This is a genomic window from Pseudomonas sp. EA_35y_Pfl2_R5 (assembly GCF_963970805.1).
In the GTDB taxonomy this organism is placed as follows: Bacteria; Pseudomonadota; Gammaproteobacteria; order Pseudomonadales; family Pseudomonadaceae; genus Aquipseudomonas.
On sequence record NZ_CAXAOW010000004.1, the window covers coordinates 244,524 to 266,502 of the forward strand.

General features: G+C 60.7%; 18 protein-coding genes and 2 pseudogenes. 8 read left to right on the forward strand and 12 right to left on the reverse strand.

Going from position 1 to position 21,979, the window contains the following annotated elements; genetic code table 11:
- Positions 1-11: 11 nt before the first annotated feature.
- Positions 12-326, forward strand: coding sequence for a hypothetical protein (locus tag AACX99_RS11205; protein WP_445261857.1), 315 nt, complete (start codon positions 12-14; stop codon positions 324-326).
- 144 nt (positions 327-470) lie between these two features.
- A complete protein-coding gene (locus tag AACX99_RS11210; protein WP_339411834.1) occupies positions 471-1,256 on the forward strand; it encodes a hypothetical protein in 786 nt (261 codons plus the stop codon).
- A 49-nt stretch (positions 1,257-1,305) separates the two neighbouring features.
- On the opposite strand, the gene AACX99_RS11215 is transcribed toward AACX99_RS11210, so the two are convergent.
- On the reverse strand, positions 1,306-3,432 hold the full coding sequence (locus tag AACX99_RS11215) for a TonB-dependent siderophore receptor (protein WP_339411835.1): 2,127 nt from the start codon (positions 3,430-3,432) through the stop codon (positions 1,306-1,308).
- A 252-nt stretch (positions 3,433-3,684) separates the two neighbouring features.
- Between AACX99_RS11215 and AACX99_RS11220 the strand changes: the two genes are divergently transcribed.
- The 3 genes from AACX99_RS11220 to AACX99_RS11230 all read left to right on the forward strand — a co-directional run bounded on the left by AACX99_RS11220 (position 3,685) and on the right by AACX99_RS11230 (position 6,386).
- A complete protein-coding gene (locus AACX99_RS11220; protein WP_339411837.1) occupies positions 3,685-3,945 on the forward strand; it encodes a DUF4212 domain-containing protein in 261 nt (86 codons plus the stop codon).
- Positions 3,946-3,948: 3 nt separating this feature from the next.
- The gene (locus tag AACX99_RS11225; RefSeq protein ID WP_339411839.1) at positions 3,949-5,718 is read left to right on the forward strand and encodes a sodium:solute symporter family protein; all 1,770 of its coding nucleotides are present in this window, start codon (positions 3,949-3,951) and stop codon (positions 5,716-5,718) included.
- Positions 5,719-5,879: 161 nt separating this feature from the next.
- The gene (locus AACX99_RS11230; RefSeq protein WP_339411841.1) at positions 5,880-6,386 is read left to right on the forward strand and encodes a hypothetical protein; all 507 of its coding nucleotides are present in this window, start codon (positions 5,880-5,882) and stop codon (positions 6,384-6,386) included.
- 97 nt (positions 6,387-6,483) lie between these two features.
- Here the strand turns inward: AACX99_RS11230 and AACX99_RS11235 are convergent, their stop codons facing one another.
- The 5 genes from AACX99_RS11235 to AACX99_RS11255 form a co-directional block, all read right to left on the reverse strand.
- The gene (locus tag AACX99_RS11235; RefSeq protein ID WP_339411843.1) at positions 6,484-6,666 is read right to left on the reverse strand and encodes a hypothetical protein; all 183 of its coding nucleotides are present in this window, start codon (positions 6,664-6,666) and stop codon (positions 6,484-6,486) included.
- Positions 6,663-7,793, reverse strand: coding sequence for a PepSY-associated TM helix domain-containing protein (locus tag AACX99_RS11240; protein WP_339411844.1), 1,131 nt, complete (start codon positions 7,791-7,793; stop codon positions 6,663-6,665). Before AACX99_RS11240 ends, AACX99_RS11235 begins: the two co-directional genes overlap by 4 nt.
- Positions 7,794-7,853: 60 nt before the next feature.
- A complete protein-coding gene (locus AACX99_RS11245; RefSeq protein ID WP_339411846.1) occupies positions 7,854-10,202 on the reverse strand; it encodes a TonB-dependent siderophore receptor in 2,349 nt (782 codons plus the stop codon).
- 246 nt (positions 10,203-10,448) lie between these two features.
- A complete protein-coding gene (locus AACX99_RS11250) occupies positions 10,449-11,402 on the reverse strand; it encodes a FecR family protein (protein WP_339411847.1) in 954 nt (317 codons plus the stop codon).
- Positions 11,399-11,917: an RNA polymerase sigma factor gene (locus tag AACX99_RS11255; protein WP_339411849.1), complete on the reverse strand. Its 519-nt coding sequence runs from the start codon at positions 11,915-11,917 to the stop codon at positions 11,399-11,401. Before AACX99_RS11255 ends, AACX99_RS11250 begins: the two co-directional genes overlap by 4 nt.
- Positions 11,918-12,124: 207 nt before the next feature.
- Here AACX99_RS11255 and trhP point away from each other — a divergent pair, with 207 nt between their 5' ends.
- Positions 12,125-13,441 (forward strand): prephenate-dependent tRNA uridine(34) hydroxylase TrhP, encoded by a 1,317-nt coding sequence (gene trhP / locus AACX99_RS11260; RefSeq protein ID WP_339411851.1) that lies wholly within the window; start codon positions 12,125-12,127, stop codon positions 13,439-13,441.
- A 97-nt stretch (positions 13,442-13,538) separates the two neighbouring features.
- On the opposite strand, the gene AACX99_RS11265 is transcribed toward trhP, so the two are convergent.
- From AACX99_RS11265 to AACX99_RS11285, 5 genes and pseudogenes are all read right to left on the reverse strand, one after another.
- The gene (locus AACX99_RS11265; RefSeq protein ID WP_339411852.1) at positions 13,539-14,243 is read right to left on the reverse strand and encodes a 3'-5' exonuclease; all 705 of its coding nucleotides are present in this window, start codon (positions 14,241-14,243) and stop codon (positions 13,539-13,541) included.
- A complete protein-coding gene (locus AACX99_RS11270; RefSeq protein WP_339411853.1) occupies positions 14,240-16,171 on the reverse strand; it encodes a putative nucleotidyltransferase substrate binding domain-containing protein in 1,932 nt (643 codons plus the stop codon). Before AACX99_RS11270 ends, AACX99_RS11265 begins: the two co-directional genes overlap by 4 nt.
- A 159-nt stretch (positions 16,172-16,330) precedes the next feature.
- Positions 16,331-17,062, reverse strand: a pseudogene (locus tag AACX99_RS11275) (methyl-accepting chemotaxis protein); the annotation flags it as partial.
- Between the two features lie 843 nt (positions 17,063-17,905).
- Positions 17,906-18,082, reverse strand: a complete 177-nt coding sequence (locus tag AACX99_RS11280) for a hypothetical protein (RefSeq protein ID WP_339411855.1) — start codon at positions 18,080-18,082, stop codon at positions 17,906-17,908.
- 265 nt (positions 18,083-18,347) lie between these two features.
- The gene (locus tag AACX99_RS11285) at positions 18,348-20,525 is read right to left on the reverse strand and encodes a malate synthase G (RefSeq protein WP_339411856.1); all 2,178 of its coding nucleotides are present in this window, start codon (positions 20,523-20,525) and stop codon (positions 18,348-18,350) included.
- A 297-nt stretch (positions 20,526-20,822) separates the two neighbouring features.
- Between AACX99_RS11285 and AACX99_RS11290 the strand changes: the two genes are divergently transcribed.
- Both AACX99_RS11290 and AACX99_RS11295 read left to right on the forward strand, forming a co-directional pair.
- The gene (locus AACX99_RS11290; RefSeq protein WP_339411857.1) at positions 20,823-21,269 is read left to right on the forward strand and encodes a GNAT family N-acetyltransferase; all 447 of its coding nucleotides are present in this window, start codon (positions 20,823-20,825) and stop codon (positions 21,267-21,269) included.
- A gap of 21 nt (positions 21,270-21,290) precedes the next feature.
- A complete protein-coding gene (locus AACX99_RS11295; RefSeq protein ID WP_339411858.1) occupies positions 21,291-21,809 on the forward strand; it encodes a glycine cleavage system protein R in 519 nt (172 codons plus the stop codon).
- A 47-nt stretch (positions 21,810-21,856) separates the two neighbouring features.
- Here AACX99_RS11295 and AACX99_RS11300 read toward each other — a convergent pair.
- Positions 21,857-21,979: pseudogene (locus AACX99_RS11300) on the reverse strand (IS1595 family transposase); the annotation flags it as partial.

Below are 21,979 nucleotides of genomic sequence, written 5' to 3' on the forward strand. Positions count from 1 at the left end.
GAGTGAGCGTGATGCGTCTACTTATGCGGTTGTTTGTACGATGGGCAGCCTGTTTCGCCTTAGGGTTGGCAGTGGCTTTTATGGTGCTGCTGGGCCTGATGTTCTGCGGCCAATTTGACCTGATCAAGGGCCTGCAGCTGACCGGTCAACCTTTGGCGCAGATGAGCCTGGTGCTGTTGCCGGATGCATTCTGGGAGGGTTTGACCGGCCTTGCCAATGCGTCACAGAACAGCTCAGTGCAGTCTTTTCTGAGCCTGTGCACGGCGCTCGGCCAGGTTGGCCTGCTACTGGGGTTTGGCTTCTTTCGCCTGTGGTATGCGCGATGAGCGGGCATATCGGGTTACGCGAAGAGGCGCGTGCGGGGCATTTGCTGGCATGGCAGATCGCCCGATTGTTCCGTGACGCCCAGCAAGGGCAGCATGCCTTGTCGGGTTTAGACTGGCCGCGGGATGATCAAAAGGAACTCAGGGATGAACCGCATAACTTTCGCCGCAGTGCTGTGTGGCCAGCTGATGGCGGGTTTGGCGCAAGCCGATGACTGTCGACAACATATGCCGACATGGCTTGAGCGGGCATACCCAGGCCATGTACAGGGCCAACCGCTGCATGACGAACGAGGCAGCTTTCGCCTAGATGACGAGCAGAGCATCTGCAAGGTCTGGCCGGCGCGCCCGCACCTGACCTTGTTAGCGGTATCGCTGTTGCGTACCGAGGAGGATGGGCATGGCGAAAGTGATCTTGAGGTGCTGGTACTGGACAGTGTCAGCCAGGCCATTATCGCGCGCCATGTCGAGCCGAACCTGCTGGATTGGGATGCGATTTTTGTCGATGGGCTGGAGTTCGATACCGCGCCCTATCGTTTGCGCGAGGGCGATTTGGCTTTCGGTATCCGGGTCAAACGTCGAAGTATGTCGCGCGCTAACCCCTTCTATGAAACCTCGCTGAGCCTCTATGAGCTGAAGGAACCGCATCTGCGTCCGGTGCTGAGCGAGCTGGTGATGGACCGCTCGGGGGGCGAGTGGGATACCCGTTGTGCGGGCGAGTTCAGCGATACCAGGGGCGTGCTGGTCATTACCGAACGGCTAGGCAACAAGGGTTATCACGACCTGCTGCTTAAGCAAACACGCACCGATAGCCGCGCCGAAATGGTGGCGCAAGAATGCGAAACCGTTGAGGAGAATCTTCATCGCCAGCAGCATCGTCTGGAATATGACGAGCAACGTTACCTGCTGCCGATCGAACTGGTGCCGATCTGAGAGGGCGCACATGGTGGGCGAGCATTGCCCGCCCACCATGTGCTGACGCTTACAGGCTGATCGAGATACCGGCCTGCAGTGTGCGCGGCTCGCCCGGATAGGCCCAGATGTTGCCCCAGGCGCGCTCCTCGTACTCTTCATCGAATAGGTTGTTGAGGTTGAGGTTAAGCCGCACGTTCTCCGTCAGCGGGTAGTAGGCGAGCAGGTCGACCACGCTGTAGGCATCCATGTCGAACGCCGTGCTGCTGGTCGAACCCTGGCGTGCGCCGACGTACTTCATACCGACGCCCAGGCCCAGGCCGGCTAGCGGGCCGTCATCGAACTCATAAGTGTCGAGCAGGTTGAAGCTGTGCCGTGGCACGTTGGCCAGGCGGGTGCCGACCGGCATGCTCGCGCTGTTGCTCTCGGTCACCTGGGCATCGACATAGGCGTAGCCGCCGATCACGCGCCACTGCGGGGTGATATTACCGGCCAGGCTGATGTCCACGCCGCGGCTGCGCACTTCGCCGGCGGCGATGCTGCGGGTGCTGTCCTGCGGGTCAGTGGTCAGCACGTTTTCCTTGGTGATATGAAACAGCGCCGCGGTCAGGCTCAGGTTGCGCTCGGGCAGGTCGTATTTGATGCCAACTTCATGGGCGACGCCTTCTTCCGGGTCGAAGGCGTTGCCGAGGCGATCAGCGCCGCGGTTGGGTTTGAACGAGCGCGAGGTGTTGGCGAACACCGCCAGTTCATCGCTCAGGTCGTAGATCAGGCCGAAGCGCGGCGAGACCGCGTTATGTGCCTGGTCCCAACCTTCGGCACCAGGGCGCTTGTCCACATAGTCCTGTTCAAAACGCTCCAGGCGCGCACCCAGCTGGAGCTTCAGGCGCTCGGTCAACTCGATCTGATCCTGCAGGTAGAACGCGTAGGATTCGAGCCGCTCGCTATCGTGCGTGGTGGTGCGGCTCAGCGCCGGTAGCGGCTGGCCATATATCGGGTCGTACAGGTCGAGGGAGAAGTCGCCGACGCCGCCGGCGGAACGCTGGATCAGCGAGTTGTAGTTGAACTTGTCGTATTCCACGCCCAGCAACAGGGTGTGGGCGAAACCGCGGGTATTGAAGCGACCTTCGGCATTGGCCTGGGCGTTGACGTCGTTCCAGTTCAGCCAGCGCTCGCTGTAGTTGCGCCCAACCGTGCGGCCGTCAGCGGCCAAGCCATTGTTCTCCACGGCGCCGCCGTAGATTTTACCGTCGAGGTATTGCACGCCGCCGCGCAGGGTCCAGTTGTCATCGAGCAGATGCTCAATGCGCAGCTGGGTGGTGGCGTTTTCGTTGGTCAGCTTGCCGGCGGACTCTTCGCCGAGAAAACGTTCGCGGGGCAGTTTGCCTTGCTGATTGGCGTAGCGGGTGACGCCACGATCGAGGGGGTGACGGTTATGCAGGTAGTCGCCTTCGAGGGTGACCGCGGTGACGTCGCTGAGCTGCCAGCGCAGCACGGGCGCGATGTTGTAGCGTTCGCCCTCGACGTGGTCGCGGAAGCTGTCGTTGCCTTCGGCCAGCAGGTTCAGGCGATAGGTGAATGTCGCGTTTTCATCCAGGGCCCCGGTGGTGTCCAGGGTGCCGCGGTGCAGCCCTTCGCTGTTGATTTGGCTGCCCAGCACGGTACGCCGTTGCGCCTGCGGCTGCTTGCTGACGATGTTGAAGGTGCCACCGGGGTCGCCGCGACCATAGAGCATGGCGGCCGGGCCGCGCAGTACCTCGATGCGCTCGATGCTGTTGGCATCTGGCATGTTCGGGTAGCCACGATTGACTGCAAAACCGTTGCGGTAGAACTCCTGGCTGCTGAAGCCGCGGATAAGAAACTCAGTCAGCCCCTGGCCGCCGAAGTTGTTGCCACGCTCCACGCCGCCTGCATAGTCGAGGGCATCTTCCAGACGTATCGCGCCAATGTCCTGCAGCACTTGCGCCGGGACTACGCTGATCGACTGAGGAATCTCACTCAGCGGCGTGTCGGTGCGGGTTGCGCTGGCCGAGCGAGTAGCGCGGTAACCGTCCACGGGACCATCGGCTTGCTCGGCCGGCGCGGTGATGTGCATACCCTCCAGGGTCAGAGGCGTCTGCGGGGCACTTTGGGCGGCCAGGCTGAACTGACAGGCGAGGGCCGAGATCGTGAATAGAGGTACGGTTAGGCACCGCATGTCGTGGTCCTTGAGTGGTGATGAGGGGCGGGAGAGCACGCATGCTAATGCTATAGATAATCATTATCAAATAAGATTGATAAAAGTCTGCTGGTGACTAGAGTTCAGGGGGGGACCTGGAGACGGGTTCAGGCTGCAGTGCAAGTGCCGATGTAGGCGCATCAGGTGGCTAATACCAATGTCTATCTGTCGACTATGGTGGCCTGCTGCTAGCTTGGAGGTGCATGAGAATAACAATAACCGGAGGAGTTTATGACTTCTGATAAAGCTAACGCTGCTGCGTACTGGAAAGCGAATGTCCGGCTGATCACGTGGTGCCTGGTTGTCTGGGCATTAGTGTCTTACGGCTTCGCCATACTTCTTCGACCCCTGCTGGCAGGTATTCCTGTTGGCGGTGCCGACCTTGGATTCTGGTTCGCCCAGCAAGGTTCGATCATCACCTTTGTCGGGATCATTTTCTTCTACGCGTGGAGAATGAACAAACTCGATAAACAATTCGGTGTCGAGGAATAACCCATGAGCCAGTTTGTAATCAACATGCTGTTTGTGGGCGCCTCCTTCGCGCTCTACTTCGGCATCGCCTTTTGGGCCCGTGCCGGCTCGACCAAAGAGTTCTACGTCGCCGGCGGTGGTGTACACCCCGTTACTAACGGTATGGCCACTGCGGCTGACTGGATGTCTGCGGCTTCCTTCATCTCCATGGCAGGCCTGCTCGCTGCGGGTGGTTATGCCAACTCAACCTTCCTGATGGGTTGGACTGGCGGCTATGTGCTGCTGGCCATGCTGCTGGCACCTTACCTGCGTAAGTTCGGCAAATTTACTGTGCCGGACTTTATCGGTGACCGTTTCTACAGCAACGGTGCGCGTCTGGCGGCGGTTATCTGCCTGATCATCATCTGCGTGACCTATGTAATTGGTCAGATGGCCGGTGCTGGTGTGGCATTCTCGCGCTTCCTCGAAGTGGAAAACTCCACCGGTATCTGGATCGCGGCTGGCGTGGTGTTCATCTATGCCGTATTCGGCGGCATGAAAGGCATCACCTACACCCAGGTGGCTCAGTACGTTGTGCTGATCATTGCTTACACCATCCCTGCGGTCTTCATCTCCCTGCAGCTGACTGGCAACCCGGTTCCGATGTTCGGTATGTTCGGCGACCATGTCGAATCAGGTCTCCCACTGCTGCAGAAGCTCAATGAAGTTGTGCGTGAGCTGGGCTTTACCGACTACACAGCCGATGTAAGCAACAAGCTGAACATGGTGCTGTTTACCCTGTCGCTGATGATCGGTACTGCTGGTCTGCCGCACGTCATCATTCGCTTCTTCACCGTGCCGAAAGTGGCTGACGCACGTTGGTCTGCTGGCTGGACCCTGATCTTCATCGCCCTGCTGTACCTCACCGCTCCGGCAGTGGGCTCCATGGCGCGCTTGAACCTGGTCAACACCATCTACCCAGAAGGGCCGGCCGCTCAAGCAATGACCTATGAAGAGCGTCCAGAGTGGATCAAAACGTGGGAAACCACCGGTTTGATCAAGTGGGAAGACAAGAACAGCGACGGCCGCGTGCAGATGTACAACGATGCAGCGCCTGCCTTTACCCCAGCGGCAGAAGCTCGCGGTTGGAAAGGCAACGAGTTGACCGTTAACAACGACATCCTGGTACTGGCCAACCCTGAAATTGCCAACCTGCCAGGTTGGGTGATCGGTTTGATTGCCGCGGGTGCGATTGCTGCAGCCTTGTCGACGGCAGCGGGTCTGTTGCTGGCAATCTCTTCGGCAGTGAGTCACGACTTGATCAAGAACATGATCAATCCGAAGATCAGTGAGAAGAACGAAATGCTCGCCGCGCGGATCTCTATGGGGGTCGCGATTCTGTTGGCAACCTACCTGGGGCTCAATCCGCCTGGTTTCGCCGCGCAAGTGGTGGCATTGGCCTTCGGTATCGCCGCGGCCACGCTGTTCCCGGCGCTGATGATGGGTATCTTCTCCAAGCGGGTAAACAACAAAGGCGCCATCGCCGGCATGCTGGTAGGCCTGGTGTTCACTGTGGTTTACATCTTCCTGTACCTGGGCTGGTTCTTCATTCCAGGCACTGCGACCTTCGCCAACACGCCGGATAACTGGATGTTCGGCATCTCGCCGCTGTCCATCGGTACTGTGGGTGCACTGATCAACTTCGCCGTAGCCTATGCCGTGTCCCTGTCTACTGAGGCTCCGCCGCAGGAGATTCAGGATCTGGTAGAAAGCGTACGTACTCCCAAAGGTGCTGGCGGTGCTATTAGCCACTAAGCATAATCAAGCCTGACTCGGTCACCTGGGTCAGCGTCTTATTAGCGGGTCTCCTTGGGAGGCCCGTTTTATTTCCGCCATCCATGGCGACCACCCTGCGGGCCGTCGCTGCGCAACGTTAAAAACTGCTCCAGGCAGTTTTTTATTTCGGGAGTAAATGAATGCTGTGGACACTACTTGCCATCGGGGTTTCGGGGCTGGGGGCGGCTGGTATTGCCATGCTGTTGCGCAAGCTGACGGGCAACCGCTTGCCGAAGTGGATCATTCCCGCGTGCGGCGGTTTGGGCATGCTGGCTTATCAGATCTACTACGAGTACTCCTGGTTCGAGTTCCAGCTACAGCGCCAGCCGGCTGAGTCGGTGCTGGTTGCCAGTGAAACCGGCGAAGTGTTCTGGCGCCCCTGGACCTACTACTGGCCGATGACCACCGCCTTCACTGTGCTCGACAGCAAAAGCGTGCAACGCCAGGACGCGGATGGCAACAACGTGGTGGCCTTCAACCTGTATCGCTTTGAAAAGCAGCACGTTGATCGCGTCAGCCATCAGCCTCATCTGCTTAATTGCACCACCGCAGATCTGGTGCCTTTGAGCGCAGAAAAGAAACCACTACTGGATCAGTTGAAGCGGGTTTCCAAGGATGATGAACTCTACCGGCAGGTTTGCCAGTAACCCCGCTACCGGCTCCTGCTCGTCTATCGCGCCCCGGAGCCCGGCGCGCTTGATTCCCTCTGAAATGACAGCCTGCAGACAGGTTGCTTTTCGCTGATCAGCGCTGCCGGCTTTGGCTGCGCTGCAGCAGAGGCCAGCAGCCCAGTACGGCCGGGATGCCGAGGCCAAGCCAGGCGATGGCATCCCAGCCACCATCACCGAGTAACGCGCTGAGCAAACCAATGGCACTGAGCAGACCGATCAGCATCGGCAGGGTAAAGGTGGATTGGCGCCAGCTCATGCTGTTGCCTCTTTGCGTTCATGTTGTTTTGCCGTGCTGCGTTGGCGTATCCACCAGAGGTAAAGGCCGCTGCCGAGCACGATGATGGTCAGCACATCCAGCACGGCCCATAAAATCTTCATCGGCATGCCGCCGTAGTCGCCAAAATGCAGCGGCTGCGACATCGACAGCGCGTCCATGTACCAAGGTCGTCGGCTGACGGCGGTGACCTCCAGGCTGCGTGCATCAATCAACACCGGGGTCCACAGGTGGGAGGTGAGGTGCGTGTTGCCTTGCATAAACACGCTGTAGTGATGCTCGCTGGAGAAGCGTGTGCCAGGGAAGGCGATAAAGTCTGGCTGCATGCCGGGTGCGGCTTTTGCGGCAATCGCCAACACCTCGTTGACCGGTGCGCGATGGGTCAGCGGCGGCGCATCACGATAAGGCCCGAGCATCGTGGCCAGGCTTTCGGCGCGCCAGGCACTGATCAGTAAGTCTGCGCAGGCGCTGATCACCCCGGTGATGCCGACGGTCAGTGCCCAGGTCAAGGTGACGATACCGATCAGGTTGTGCAGGTCCAGCCAGCGCGTGCGAGCAGATTTTTCCCGGCGTACTTCGGCGAATTTAAGCCGGCGCATAAAAGGCGCATAGAGCACCCCCCCGGAAATGATTGCGGCTACAAACAGCAGGCCCATAAAGGCCAGCAGCAACTTGCCGGGCAGACCGGCGAACATATCCACATGCAAGCGCAGAATGACCATCAGGATGCCGCCATTGGCCGCCGGCATCTCGACCGCCTCGCCAGTACGCGCATCGAGCATAAAGGTGTGCGAGGAATTCGGCTCGGTGCCGGCGGTGGCGGCGGTAATCGCTACCACGCCATTGGGTTCGTCGTCCTCGAAGCCAAAGTACTGCACCACTTCGCCCGACCGATAGCGTTCGGCCGCTTCGACCAACTGTTGCATGCTCAGGTGCGGCGCGTCTGCCGGCATTTCGCGCAACTCGGGCGCTTCACCAAGCAGGTGCTCCAGTTCGTGGTGGAAGATCAATGGCAGGCCAGTCAGGGCCAGCATCAGCAGAAACAGGGTGCAGATCAGGCTGGTCCAGGTGTGTACCTGCGACCAGCGGCGGATGGTGGTGCTTTTCATCGGCATATCCAGAAATGCCTGCGCCGCCCGGTATGGCGGCGCAGGGTTGCTGCGAGTCGATCAGAATTCCAGCTGCGCTGAGAAGGTCAGGGTGCGTGGGTCGCCCAGGTAAGAGCTGTTCAGCCAGTACGACTTGTTCGCCAGGTTGCTGACGTTGGCGCGCAGGGTCACGTCGTTATCGGCCACCGGAATGCGGTAGCGGGCACCCGCGTCGAAGGTGGTGAACGATGGCAGGCTGTGCTGGTTAGCCTCGTCGCTGTATTGCTTGCCGGTGTAGTAGGCGCCGCCGGTCAGGGCGAAACCTGGGATCGCATTGATGTCGTACTCGGCGTACAGCTTGGCGAGTTGTGAGGCGACGTTGGTCGGCTTGTTGCCTTCGTTGGCGGCGACGCTGTTTTCCTTCACCTGCGGATCGAGCAGGGTAAGGCCGCCGACCAGGGTCAGCTCAGGGAGCACTTTGCCGGTAATGCCGAACTCCAAGCCATTGTTCTCCTGGCGGCCATCCTGGACGTAGTAGCCGGCACCGTTGATGTAAGCATTGGGCTTGTCGATGTTGAACAGGGCCAGGGTCAGCAGCGTTTCGCCAACGGTGGCCTTGACGCCGATTTCGTACTGTTCGCTCACCAATGGAGCCATGGGTGCTTTTGCGTTGAGCGCATTCCAAGGTGCCAAACCGCCCGACTGGAAACCTTCGATGTAGCTGGCATAAGTGGTCAGCCAAGGCTGTGGCTTATAGATCAGCGAGACATTGGGCGAGGTTTCTGCTTGGTCGTTAACGACATCGGAGCCGAGTGTTTTGATGCGGGTATGGGTCAGGCCGAGGATGGTCGACCACTGCTCGTTCAGGGTGATTACGTCGCCGATCAGCCAGTTATCGGATTGGCTGCGAGAACTCAGGCGTTGGTCGCCTTGGCCGATGTCAGCAGAAAAATCAGGCTTGGGAACCTGTGGTTGCTCGCCGAATGGCACGTCAATACCCAAGTCACGACCGTAGATGCCGGCGTCGGAGTAGGTGCGTACGCGTGTAACGTTGCCTTGGTAGCCGACGGTCGTCTTGTGCTGAATGGTGCCGGTGGCAAACGTGGCGTCGAGGAACAGGTTGCCCGATGTCTCTTCACTTTCTTCCGGTGCGAATGCGTAAATCGGCTGGCTGTAGTGGCCAGCGGTGGTGGCCGTCGGGCCGGTGTAGACATATTCCTGGGTGTATTGGCTGTAGCCGAGGGCACCACGCAGAGTGAAGACGTCGCTTATCGTCCAGTTGAAACGGCTACCTACGCGATCGTGCTTGCTGTCGGAGAACGCCCAGCGTTGGCTGTACAGTTTGTCGTTGTCTAGGTCGTCGGCATCCGGACGCATGCCTTGGTCGGCAAAGTACCAGTAGCTGCTCAGGCCACGGACTTCGTTCTCCTTGTGCGAGGCGTCGAACTGGATCAGCAGGTCGTCGCTGACGTTCCAATCCAGCGCCAGGCTGATCATTTCTCGGCGGCGCTTTTGCAGGTCGATGGCAGTCTCGCCGTCCTGGGTCAGCACGTTGACGCGGTAGGCAAACACGCCGGCCTCATCGATCGGGCCACCGAAGTCACCGTGCAGATAGTAATTTTCGCCCCCGGCATTACCCAGGGTCACGCTGTTGTAACGCTCGTAAGTGGGGCGCTTGGTCACGTAGTTAACCAGGCCGCCAGGGCTGGCCGGGCCGTAGAGGAAACCGGACAGGCCGGTGAGGATCTCAATCTGCTCCATTTCCTCGACGAAGTTACCGCCGTCAAAGCCGGTGGAGTAGCGCAGACCGTCGTTGGCGATGCTCAGGTTGCCGGCACCGGCGTAGCCGCGGATGGATACGGCGCTGGCGTAGCCGGCATTCTTTGGCGAATACAGCTGGGTGAATGGGCTGCGCTTGAACACGTCGTCAGTGGAGGTGGTCTGGGTGTTTTGCAGCAGCTCCTTGGACACTACGCTCATCGAGTAAGGCGTGTCCTGTAGGCGCATGCCGCCGAGCGCGCCGACGTTCTTAACCGTTTTGCTGCGGTAACCGGCGGCTTCACTGCCCTCAATGGCCGCACTGGCGGTCACTGTGACATCCGGCAAAGCCACGGCTGCTTGGGGAGCGGGCGCCAGGTTATAGGTACCGGCGCTGTTCTGCTGCAACTGCAGGCCACTTCCACGCAGCGCCTGGTCCAGGGCTTCGAGGGCGTCGTAGTCGCCTGCAACCGGGGCCGATTGCTTGCCCGCGGTCAGCGCGGGATCGATGCTCAGGACAATACCGGCCTGGCTGGCGATCTGCGTCAGGGTGCTCGCCAGGGGCGCGGCCGGCAGCTGGTAGCTATCCGCCAGAGCAGGAGCGCAGACGCTAGCGAGGCTGATGGCAACAGCCAGCAAACCGGGGCGGAACAGGGGCAGGGCGCGGGTCATTACGAAACTCTCCTAAGCGGGAATGCATCTCAATGACCTGTTGCCGAAGCAGAGTGCAAAAGTGACAGGGCTGGTTGAAATTATTTCTTGGCGATATCAAAGGCGCTGTTGTGGACCCCTAACCGGGCGAGGGTCCGTTGTGGGAGGGGCTTTAGCCGCGACACTGCAATGTCGCGGCTAAAGCCCCTCCCACGTCAGTCCCAGCCTTGCCGTCCTTGTCTGTCCGCCTGGTTTTTAGGCGGCCGCTTATGGCGCGGCGGGGACGACCCTGGCCCACCAGTTACCAAAGCGCTCGATACGCACCGGCAAGCTTGGCGGCAGGGCGGCCAGGGCCTTGTCGCTGTCATGCAGGGGAAAGCTGCCGCTGATGCGCAGGTTGGCCAGGCTCGGGTCGAGGCCCAGGTAACCGCTGCGGTATTCGCCCAGGGCGTCGAGCAGATCGGCCAGGCGCAGGTTGTCGGCCACCAGCATGCCGTGGCTCCAGGCTGCTGCGCTAAGTGGCGCAGGCAGCACGCTGCCGAGACGCTGGCGTTGCATTAGTACCTGTTCGCCGCTCTGGATAATCCGTTCACTGCTGCCTTCAGCCGGGTGCGCGGCGACGGCCGACTGCAGCACAGTCAGGCGTGTGCTGTCGCCTTCACGGCGTACCAGAAAGCGCGTGCCGAGGGCGCGCAAGCTGCCGTGCTCGGTAAGCACCACAAAGGGCCGGGTATCGCCATGAGCGGTACGCACCAGAATTTCACCGCTGCGCAGGCGAACGGCGCGCTGGGTTTGGCTGAATTCGATATCCACGGCGGTGGCGCTGTTCAGGCGCACCAGGCTGTGGTCGCTGAGCAGCAGCTCGCGTTGTTCGCCACGGCCGGTGTGTTCATCGGCCAGGTAATCGCCGAGCGGGCGTTGTTGTGCCAACAGACCGAGCGCCAGCGCGCTGCTTAGCAGCAGGCCGAGCGCGGTGCCGCCCATACGACGCAGTCCTTTGCTGCGCGCGCTGTTTAGCAAGGCCTGGCGCGCCGGTGCGGCGGCGGCTGAAGCCAGGCGTATATCCAGGCCATTCAGTTGCTGCCAGACCCGCGCATGTTCGGGATGCGCCGCCAGCCATGCGGCGAAGGCATGCTGTTGTTCAGCGCTGACCGTGCCGGAGTCCAGGCACAGCTGCCACTCGATGGCCGCGTCCAGCACTTGGGCCGATACCGCGCTCATTGCGGAGCTCCATACAGGGCGATGTAGCACTGGCGCAGGCCCTGGGCCAGGTACTGGCGCACGCGCGATACCGACACCCCCAGGCGCTCGGCGATTTCCGCATGGCCCATGCCGTCCAGGCGGTTATGCAGAAAGGCCGCGCGGGCGTTGCTCGACAGCTGGCCAAGTAGGCGGTCGATCTCACACAGTGCGTCCAATGCCAGCGCCTGTTCTTCCGCACTGGGTTGCACGTCCTGTGGTTGCTGGCCGAGTTCTTCCAGGTAAGCGCGTTCCAGCGCGCTGCGGCGGAAGTGATCGATCAGCAGGCCTTTGGCGATGGTGGTCAGCAGCGCGCGCGGCTCGCGAGCCTGGTCTAGGTCGCTGCGCCCGAGCAGGCGGACGAAGGTGTCCTGGCTGAGGTCTTCGGCGCGCTCCGGGCTGTACAGGCTCTTGCGCAGCCAGCCGAGCAGCCAATCGCGGTGGTCGCGATAGAACAGGCCGACAAGTTGCTGGTGGGTAGAATCGCCGGCCGACACGCGGACCTCGCAACAGGAGATAGGAAACAAATCGAGAATTATTCGCATATGATGACAGGGCCGCCCCCTGTGCTGCAATCAGCCGCTGCGCTGCCGCGATGGGTGGTTGCACCGTGCCATGCCAATGCCATGACATAGATGCAGATCAATAGCCGCTGGCCGTGGGCGAGCTAGAGTGATCGGCCCTGTTGGCTGAGTGCTTGACCCATGGCATTAACTCCGCGTTACCCCGAGCTGCTCTCGCCAGCCGGCACCCTGAAAAACATGCGTTACGCCTTCGCTTATGGCGCGGATGCGGTGTACGCCGGGCAGCCGCGCTACAGCCTGCGGGTGCGCAACAACGAATTCGACCACGACAATCTTGAGTCGGGTATCCGCGAGGCGCATGCCCAGGGCAAGCAGTTCTATGTGGTGGTCAACATCGCGCCGCATAACGCCAAGCTGAAGACCTTTCTGCGTGACCTGCTGCCGGTGGTGCTGATGGGACCGGATGCGCTGATCATGTCCGACCCTGGCTTGATCATGTTGGTGCGCGAGCATTTTCCACAGATGCCGATTCACTTGTCGGTGCAGGCCAATGCGGTGAACTGGGCCAGCGTGCAGTTCTGGAAGCAGCAGGGCCTGAGCCGGGTGATTCTGTCGCGCGAGCTGTCGCTGGAGGAAATTGGCGAAATTCGTGGTGAAGTGCCGGGCATGCAACTGGAAGTCTTCGTCCACGGCGCGCTGTGCATGGCCTATTCCGGGCGCTGTCTGTTGTCCGGCTATATCAACAAGCGCGACCCCAACCAGGGCAGTTGCACTAACGCCTGTCGTTGGCAGTACCAGGCCACGGCGGCCGGAGAGAACGAACTGGGCGAGGTGGTGCAGATTGTCGAACCAACCTTAGGCGTTGGTGCGCCGACCGAGCAGCTGTTTCTACTGGAAGATGCCAGCCGCCCCGGCGAGCAGATGGCTGCCTTTGAGGATGAGCATGGCACCTACATCATGAACTCCAAGGACCTGCGCGCGGTGCAGCATGTCGAGCGCCTGGTGCAGATGGGCGTGCATTCGCTGAAGATCGAAGGCCGCACCAAATCCCACTACTATGTGGCGCGCACTGCTCAGGTATACCGCAAGGCGATTGATGATGCGCTGGCGGGCAAGCCCTTCGACAAGAGCCTGATGGGCACTCTGGAGTCCCTCGCTCACCGCGGTTACACCGAGGGTTTTCTGCGCCGCCATGTGCACGACGAATATCAGAATTACGAGCGCGGCAGCTCGGTGTCTGAACAGCAGCAGTTTGTCGGTGAGCTGACCGGCGAGCGCCGTGGCGAACTAGCCGAGGTGCGGGTGAAGAATCGCTTTGCCGTCGGCGATAGCCTGGAACTCATGACGCCCCAAGGCAATCTGCGTTTTACCCTCGAGCAGATGGAAAACCGTCTGGGGCAGGCCATAGCAGTAGCGCCCGGCGACGGCCATGTGCTGTACCTGCCGGTGCCAGCGGATGTACAGCTGGAATATGCGTTGTTGATGCGTGATCTGTAGAGGCACGCTGAGTGCGCTGCTTTGAGCTGTTGTAGGAGCACGCCATGCGTGCGATTTCGGAACTAGGCGTCACCCCCGCTCCTACGGGGCGCTGCCCTTACATCGAATGTGCCCGCTGACGGCGGCGGCTGTTAAGTTGTTGCAGCAGTGCCGGCAGGTTGTCGAGGCCTTGTTGGCGGGCCTTGCTGAACAGGATCAGCGCCAGTTCGGCGGTGGCCAGGGCGTCGGCGCTGGCGTGGTGACGCTGCTGTACGTGCAGGCCGAAATGCGCGGTCCAGTCGTCCAGCCCGGCGTGGGGCAGATTGGCTTTGGGGCAGACCAGCGGTGCGATCTCGGCGACATCAATGAAGGTATGGCGCAAGGCGTAACCCAGGCTCTGCTTGAGTGCGCGGGCGAGCATGCGCTGGTCGAACTCGGCATGGAACGCCAGCAGCGGGCTATCACCGACAAACGCCATAAAACTCAGCAACGCTTCGGTCGGTTCCTCGCCATTGGCGATTTCGCTGGGTGCGATGCCATGGATCAGGGTGCTGGCGCTGGCCTGATGGCCTTCGCGCTGCAGGGTGCATTCGAACTGCTGGCTAAGGTCGATGGCACCGTTGTCGATCACCACTGCGCCAATCGACAGCACCTGGTCGCGACGCATATTCAGACCGCTGGTTTCCAGGTCGAGGACGACAAAGCGTTGTTGATGCAGCGGGCGTTCGCCGAATGCGCAGGGCTCGGCCAGTTTGCTGCGCTGCTCTAGTTGCGGCTGGGTCAGCGCCGGGCCGCGCCCGCTAAACCAGGTGAACTTGCTCATAGTTGATACCTCACAGCCAGGCTGCTCTGCAGCCGCTGTGCCTGACGGAAAGATTCACGCAGGATGCGCCGGTCGAGGTGGTTAAGGTGATCGGGGTCGACGCGGTTGGAATAGGCTTGGTCATTGCGTGCCTGCAACTGATGCTGCTGCATGCGTGCCTGTTGAATGTAGTGGTAAGCCTCCTCATAAGCCGCGCCATCCTGGGCTTCGATCACCCCTAGCTGAATCAGCGCGCGCAGACGTTCCAGTGTATTGCAGGCCGCCACGCCATGGGCCAGGGCGAGCAGGCGGGCACCGTCGACAAAGGGCGTCAGGCCCTGCACCTTGAGGTCCAGGGTGTCCTTTTCGGCACCTGTGCGGGCCACTACGAAATCGCGAAACATGCCAACCGGCGGGCGTTGACGCAGGGCATTCTCCGCCAGCATGCGCTGAAACAGGCTATTGCCGGCCACCTGCTGCAGTAGGCCTTGGCGCAGCTGCTCGCAGCCTTCGGTCTCGCCCCATACGGCGCGCAGGTCGAAATAGATGCTAGAAGCCAGCAGGTTCTCCGGCGTGGCTTCCTGCACAAAGCTGCTGAAGCGCCGCGACCACTCCTGACGCGACAGGCACAGCTCCGGGTTGCCGGCCATGATATTGCCCTTGCACAGGGTAAAGCCGCACTGCGCCAGGCGCTGGTTGATCTCATGGGCCAGCGGCAGCAGGCGACCGCGAATGGTGGCAGCCTCTGCTGCGTCAGCGGCCTCGAAGAGAATGCCATTGTCCTGATCGGTATACAGGGTCTGCTCGCTGCGGCCCTCGCTGCCGAACACCAGCCAGGTAAACGGCACCCCAGGGTCGCCCAGGTCTTCCAGGGTCAGCTCGATCACCCGGCAGACGGTGTGGTCGTTGAGCAGCGTGATCAGCTGGGTGATCTGCGTCGAGCTGGCGCCGTGGGCGAGCATGCTGTCGACCAACTGGCGTACATCGCTGCGCAGCGCCGCCAGGGTTTCCACCCGTCCGGCATGGCGAATGGTACGCGCCAGGTGCACCAGGTCGACCCGCTGCAGACTGAACAGATCACGCTCGGAAATCACCCCGCACAGGCGGCCATGTTCGACCAGGCAGACGTGGGCGATATGCCGCTCGGTCATGGCCATCGCCGCGTCGAAAGCACTGGCATCCGGCGGCAGGTGGAAGGGTGATTGAGTCATCAGGCGGTCGATGGGCTGAGTCAGGTCGACGCCATCGGCCACCACGCGGCGCAGGTCGCGCAGGGTAAAGATACCTAGCGGTTTGTGCACCGGGTCAACGATCACAATGCTGCCGACCTGCTGCTCGTGCATCAGCTTGACCGCATCGCGCAGTGGCATGTCCGGGGCGCAGCTGATCGGCTGGCGCATGGCCAGTTGGCCGAGGCGGGTGTCGAGGGAATATTGCGCGCCGAGGGTTTCCACCGCGCGCATCTGCACCTGTTGGTTGATCTGGTCGAGCAGGCTGCTGACCCCGCGCAGGGCGAAATCGCGCAGCGGGTTGGACAGTGAAAACAGCTTGATAAACGCCGGCTTGTTCAGCAGCAGACAAAAGGTGTCTTCGGCGGCCAGGTGTTCGGTGCGGGTGGCGCGCTCGCCGATCAGTGCGGCCAGCGGGAAGCATTCGCCAGTGGTGATCTCGAAGGTAGTTTCCGTGCCGCGCCGCGCCGAATGCGGGCGCTCGCCATGCACGCGGCCCTGTTTGACGATAAAAAAGTGCTCAACCGGGCCGTCGGTCGGCTTGATGATGGTTTCACCCTCGCCATAGAAACGCAGCTGACAGTTCTCCACCAGATACGCCAGGTGGGCGGTATCCATCTGGTTGAACGGCGGAAATTTCTGCAAGAACTCCATGGTGCCATGGATGTTCTGCAGCACTGCCGTCTTGCCTGCCTGGGCGATTGCGTCTGCGCTGCTCATGGGCGGCCTCGGGAGTTGGCTGTATAGGCATGATCGGCCTTTGCTGTCGCCCGGGCCATTGGACATAAGTCTAGAAGTTAACTGTGGCCTGCCGCGAGCCAGCTCGCACGGGACTTTACGTCCATCGACAAGTGGCTTAGCGGTGGCTGCAGTGTTTGCCTAGAGACGGAAGCTGCCCATCTTCCGCGCCAGGTCTTCCGACAGCTGGCGCAGGGTCAGACAGCTAGAGGCGCAGCGTTGGATATCGCTACTGGTGGAGTTGGCGAGGTCGGAAATACCCTGCACGTTACGGTTGATCTCCTCCGTAACCGATGACTGCTCCTCGGTCGCAGTGGCCGCCTGTTGGTTCATATCGCTGATTTCTTCGATCCGGGTCGCGATGGTTTGCAGCGATTGGCTGGTCTGCTGGCTGGCCTCAACGCCTGTGGCGGTGGCGGACTGCCCGGTACGCATGGAGGCCACGGCGTCTTCGGCGCCTTTCTTGAGACGCGCGATCATCTGCTGGATTTCATCGGTGGAGCCTTGGGTGCGTCCGGCCAGGGTGCGAACCTCGTCGGCAACCACGGCAAAGCCACGACCCATTTCGCCAGCACGGGCTGCCTCGATGGCAGCATTCAGGGCCAGCAGGTTGGTTTGTTCGGAAATGCCGCGAATCACCGCCAGCACCTGATCAATGGAGGCCACTTGCTCAGCCAGTTGGCCGACGGCAGTGGCGGCGCTGCCGATATCGCTGGCCATGCCTTCAATATGGCTGCAGGAGTCGCGAACATTCTGGCTGGCCAGTTGCGACGCTTGCAGCGCATCGCGGGTGGCATGGGCTGCGCTGTTGGCATTGCGGGCGATTTCCTGAACGGTCAGGCCCATCTCATGCACGGCAGTGGCGACCAGATCGGTCATTTCATTCTGCTGGTGGGTGCGCCCGGTGGTGTTGTCGACCATCTCGCTCACTTCACCGATGGCGGTTATCAGTTGCTGACTGGTATTCAAGGCCGCACCAATCAGGCTCCGAAGCTTGTCATTCATCATATGCAGGTTGCCCATCACGCTGTCGGGGTTGGCCTCAGGCATATGGACGGCCAGGTTGCCACTGGCCAGCTCAATGACCACTCGATCTACCTCGGCCGGTGCGGCACCGAGCAAGCCAAGCATCTTGCGGTGGTTGAGGTAAATCAGCAGCGCGATTTCGGCGAACAGCGCGAAGATCAGCACCAGGAACAGGTATTGCGCTCGTGTCAGGTTGGCGTCTGCGGCGGTAACAGCGTTGGCGGTGCGTTGATCAAGCAGGACAAAGAATTCGTCCAGCGGCTGCATGATCTGCCCTTTGAAGCGGTGATAGTCCTTGCTATGCACCAGTTCACGCGCCATGGCCAGGTCCGGCTCACCTTTGATGCTGTAGTTGCCCTGGTTATCGGCAAACAGGCCTTTGACCGCGTTCATGGCTTTGACCTCTAGTTGCACGAGGCCGTTGGAGTTGGCCTGGGCCTGTTGCAGCTTGGCAAATTCGGCGTCGCTGAAGCCAGCTTGTTTCATCAGCTCATCAAGGGCGATGGCTGTGGTGTCCGGACGCGGCTTGGCGTTGCCGGCGGCCACGAAATCCCAGTAGATACGCTGGTAAGCCTGCGGGCGCGGAGCCTCGCCGTTGCGGATAGCGAGTATTTGCATGTACTGGCGTTCGTACTCCGGGTCGGCGGTGACCACATAGGTGCGGCCCAGGCGGGTCAGGTCGTCCGAGCTTTACCGCAGTTCATCGGCTAGCAGATAGGAGTTGTAGCGTTGTTCGCTGATGTCGCGCAGGTCGGTCGATGCCTGTTTCATCGCGAAGAAGGCATACAACAATGCGGCCAGGCTGGCGGCCAGAATGGCCATAAGGAATTGGATCGATTTTGAACCGGCGTTTGGGGTGTTATTCATTGATGGCAACTCCACGGCGAATGCAGTGCTCGCCTGGGTAAGGGTCGTTACCTGTCATTGCAAATGACAAGGTACGGCCATTGCTTTGAAGGCGCTCCATCGCTGTGCGTGTTGTGCTATTGGTTTATCGGAGTTTGCAGGATTAACTTGAGGTTGCAGTGCTACCGTTGAGACTAGCCGCTACAGGCTGTGGCTGCCGCGCATAAACGACAATGCCCCGCATGTGCGGGGCATTGTCAGGGTTGCGATACCTTGCGGTCGCGGGTTACAGGCCGTTGGCGGCTTTGAACTCGCGGCGGCGGCGGTGCAGGACTGGCTCGGTGTAACCGTTGGGTTGCTTGGCGCCTTCGACTACCAGTTCCAGGGCAGCCTGGAAGGCGATGTTGCTGTCGAAGTTCGGTGCCAGCGGACGGTACAGCGGGTCAGCTGCGTTCTGGCGATCCACTACCGGGGCCATGCGCTTGAGGCTGGCAACGATCTGCTCCTCAGTGGCGATGCCATGACGCAGCCAGTTGGCCAGCAGCTGGCTGGAGATGCGCAGGGTGGCGCGGTCTTCCATCAGGCCGACGTCATTGATATCCGGCACCTTGGAGCAGCCAACACCCTGGTCGATCCAGCGCACTACATAACCGAGAATGCCCTGGGCGTTGTTGTCCAGTTCATTCTGGATCTCTTCAGGCGTCCAGTTGGTATTTTGCGCCAGCGGAATGCTCAGGATGTCATCCAGCGAAGCACGCTCGCGCTTGGCCAGTTCGGCCTGGCGGGCGAATACGTCGACCTTGTGGTAGTGCAGGGCGTGCAGGGCGGCGGCAGTCGGCGACGGTACCCAGGCAGTGTTGGCGCCAGCCAGGGGGTGCATGATTTTCTGCTCGACCATGGCCGCCATCAGATCGGGCATGGCCCACATGCCCTTGCCGATCTGCGCGCGACCCTGCAGGCCGGTGGCCAGGCCGATGTCGACGTTCCAGTTCTCGTAGGCACTGATCCACTTCTCGGCCTTCATGGCGGCTTTGCGCACGACGGCGCCAGCTTCCATCGAGGTATGGATTTCGTCACCGGTACGGTCGAGGAAGCCGGTGTTGATAAACACCACGCGCTCGCTGGCGGCTTTGATGCACGCCTTGAGGTTGACGGTGGTGCGGCGCTCTTCGTCCATGATGCCGACTTTCAGGGTGTTGCGCGTCATGCCCAGCACGTCTTCAACGCGGCCGAAAATTTCAGTGGTGAACGCCACTTCTTCCGGGCCGTGCATCTTCGGCTTAACGATGTACACCGAGCCGGTACGGGTGTTCTTGCGGCTGGTGTTGCCATTCAGGTTGTGGATGGCGATCAGGCTGGTGAACAGCGCGTCCTGGATGCCTTCTGGAACTTCGTTGCCTTGGGCATCGAGAATCGCCGGATTGGTCATCAAGTGGCCGACGTTGCGCACGAATAGCAGGCTGCGCCCGTGCAGGGTCAGCTCGCTACCGTCGGTCTTGGTGTAGACGCGATCCGGGTTCATGGTGCGGGTGAAGGTCTGGCCGCCCTTGACCACTTCTTCGGCCAGGTCGCCCTTCATCAGGCCGAGCCAGTTCTTGTAGATCACCACTTTGTCGTCGGCATCGACGGCGGCTACGGAGTCTTCGCAGTCCATGATGGTGGTCAGCGCAGCTTCCATCAGCACGTCTTTAACGCCCGCAGCGTCGGTCTGGCCGACCGGGGTGCTGGCGTCGATCTGAATCTCGAAATGCAGGCCGTTGTGCTTGAGCAGCACGGCGATCGGCGCGTCGGTCGCGCCCTGGAAACCAACCAGTTGCGCGTCGTCACGCAGGCCGCTGTTGCTGCCACCTTTGAGGCTAACGACCAGCTTGCCGTCAACGATCTTGTAGCCAGTGGAGTCGACATGGGAGCCAGCGGCCAGCGGCGCGGCATCGTCGAGGAAGGCGCGGGCGAAGGCGATTACCTTGTCACCGCGAATCTTGTTGTAGCCACGGCCTTTCTCGGCGCCGCCTTCTTCGCTGATCACGTCGGTGCCATACAGCGCGTCGTACAGCGAGCCCCAGCGGGCGTTGGAGGCGTTCAAGGCGAAGCGCGCGTTCATCACCGGTACGACCAGCTGTGGGCCGGCCAGGCGGGCGATTTCTTCGTCGACTTTTTGCGTGGTGGCCTGGAAGTCCGTCGGCTCTGGCAGCAGGTAACCGATCTCCTGGAGGAAGGCTTTGTAGGCAGCGGCATCATGGGCCTGGCCTGCGCGCGCCTGGTGCCAGCCGTCGATCTGCGCCTGAATCGCATCGCGTTTGGCGAGCAGCGCACGGTTTTTCGGGGCCAGGTCATTGATGACCGCTTCGGCACCCGCCCAGAACGTATCGGCAGCAATGCCGGTACCGGGGATGGCTTCGTTATTCACGAAGTCGAACAGCACTTTGGCAACCTGCAGGCTGCCTACTTGAACGCGTTCAGTCATCACTTGCCTCACTCTGCTCAGCTCTACTCAATAGCCGCGTCGGACATGGGAATACGTCATGTAGTCCGAGGCGCGGCATACTACATCAAGATCCTGGGAAAATCAGTGGGTGCGCGTCGCTCTGCGACCAAGAAGTGCTTTGCAGTCACTATATGTGGCGAATTGTCGCGGTTAGCTTTGAATATTGTTTCATATAAATGAAAAAACAGTACACAGTTAATTGTGCGTGTTTCTCGATCTGCTGCTATAAGCGCACCTGCCTATACTGCTGCTCCACCGTTATGGAGTGTGATCATCATGCATATACAGGCAGCCACTGCTGCGCACCTCGATGAACTCGCCGAGCTGTTTGCTGCGTATTTGCGCTTCTATGAAGTGGCCAAGTCTCAATCGCAGGTGCGGGACTTTCTTGCTGCGCGCCTGCGTAACAGTGATTCGATCATTCTGCTGGCTTGTGATGCGCAGGGGACGGTGCAGGGCTTTGTTCAGCTCTATGCCTTTTTCTCCTCGCTGGCGCTGCAGCCTGCTTGGTTGCTGAGTGACCTGTATGTCAGCGAAGCGGCACGCCGTCAGGGCGTCGGCGAGGCGTTGATGAATGCAGCCCGTGTTCATGCCGAGGCCACAGGTGCCTGCGGTTTGCAGTTGGAGACGGCAAAGAGCAATCTGCCAGGACAAGCCCTCTACGAACGCCTGGGTTATGTGCGTGATGAGGTGTTTTATACCTATTGGCTGGCGCTCAAATAAGTCTCGTATAAGGAGTTGTTTATGGACCATCTGGTATTGACGGTTATTGCTCAGGATCAACCAGGGCTGGTCGAGCGTATCGCCCTGTGCATCAGCGAGCACGGCGGCAACTGGCTGGAAAGCCGCATGTCGCGCATGGCCGGGCAGTTCGCCGGGATATTGCGTGTGGATGTGCCGCTGGATGCGCACTCTGGTCTGGTCACCGCGCTGGAAGCCCTACAGGCGCAGGGCATCCGCGTGCAGATCGCCGCAGGTGGCACTGAACCCGCAACCGCTTGGCAGGCTATTCGCCTGGAGCTGGTGGGCAATGATCGGCCGGGCATCGTGCGCGACATCACTCGTCTGCTCAGTAGCCAGGGCGTCAACCTGGAGCGCCTGAACACTGAGGTGGTGCCGGCGCCGATGAGTGGCGAGCTGCTATTCCAGGCCCAGGCCGTGTTGGGCGTGCCGCAGAGCCTGCCGCTCGAGCAGTTGCAGGCGCTGCTGGAAAGCCTGGCTGATGATCTGATGGTTGAGCTGAAGCTGCAGGCCGAAGACTAGCAGGCCGTTGAAACTACCTGCGTTGGCAATCCGGCGTTAAAAATAGGCTATGTCCCAATCGCGTGTTGCATGGTCCGACCAACCGCCTCCTGGATACAGTGAACGGGCTGAATACGCTGCTGATAGCGTTCAAGCATGCGGCGCCAGCCCAGGTAGTTCGGGAGGTAGCG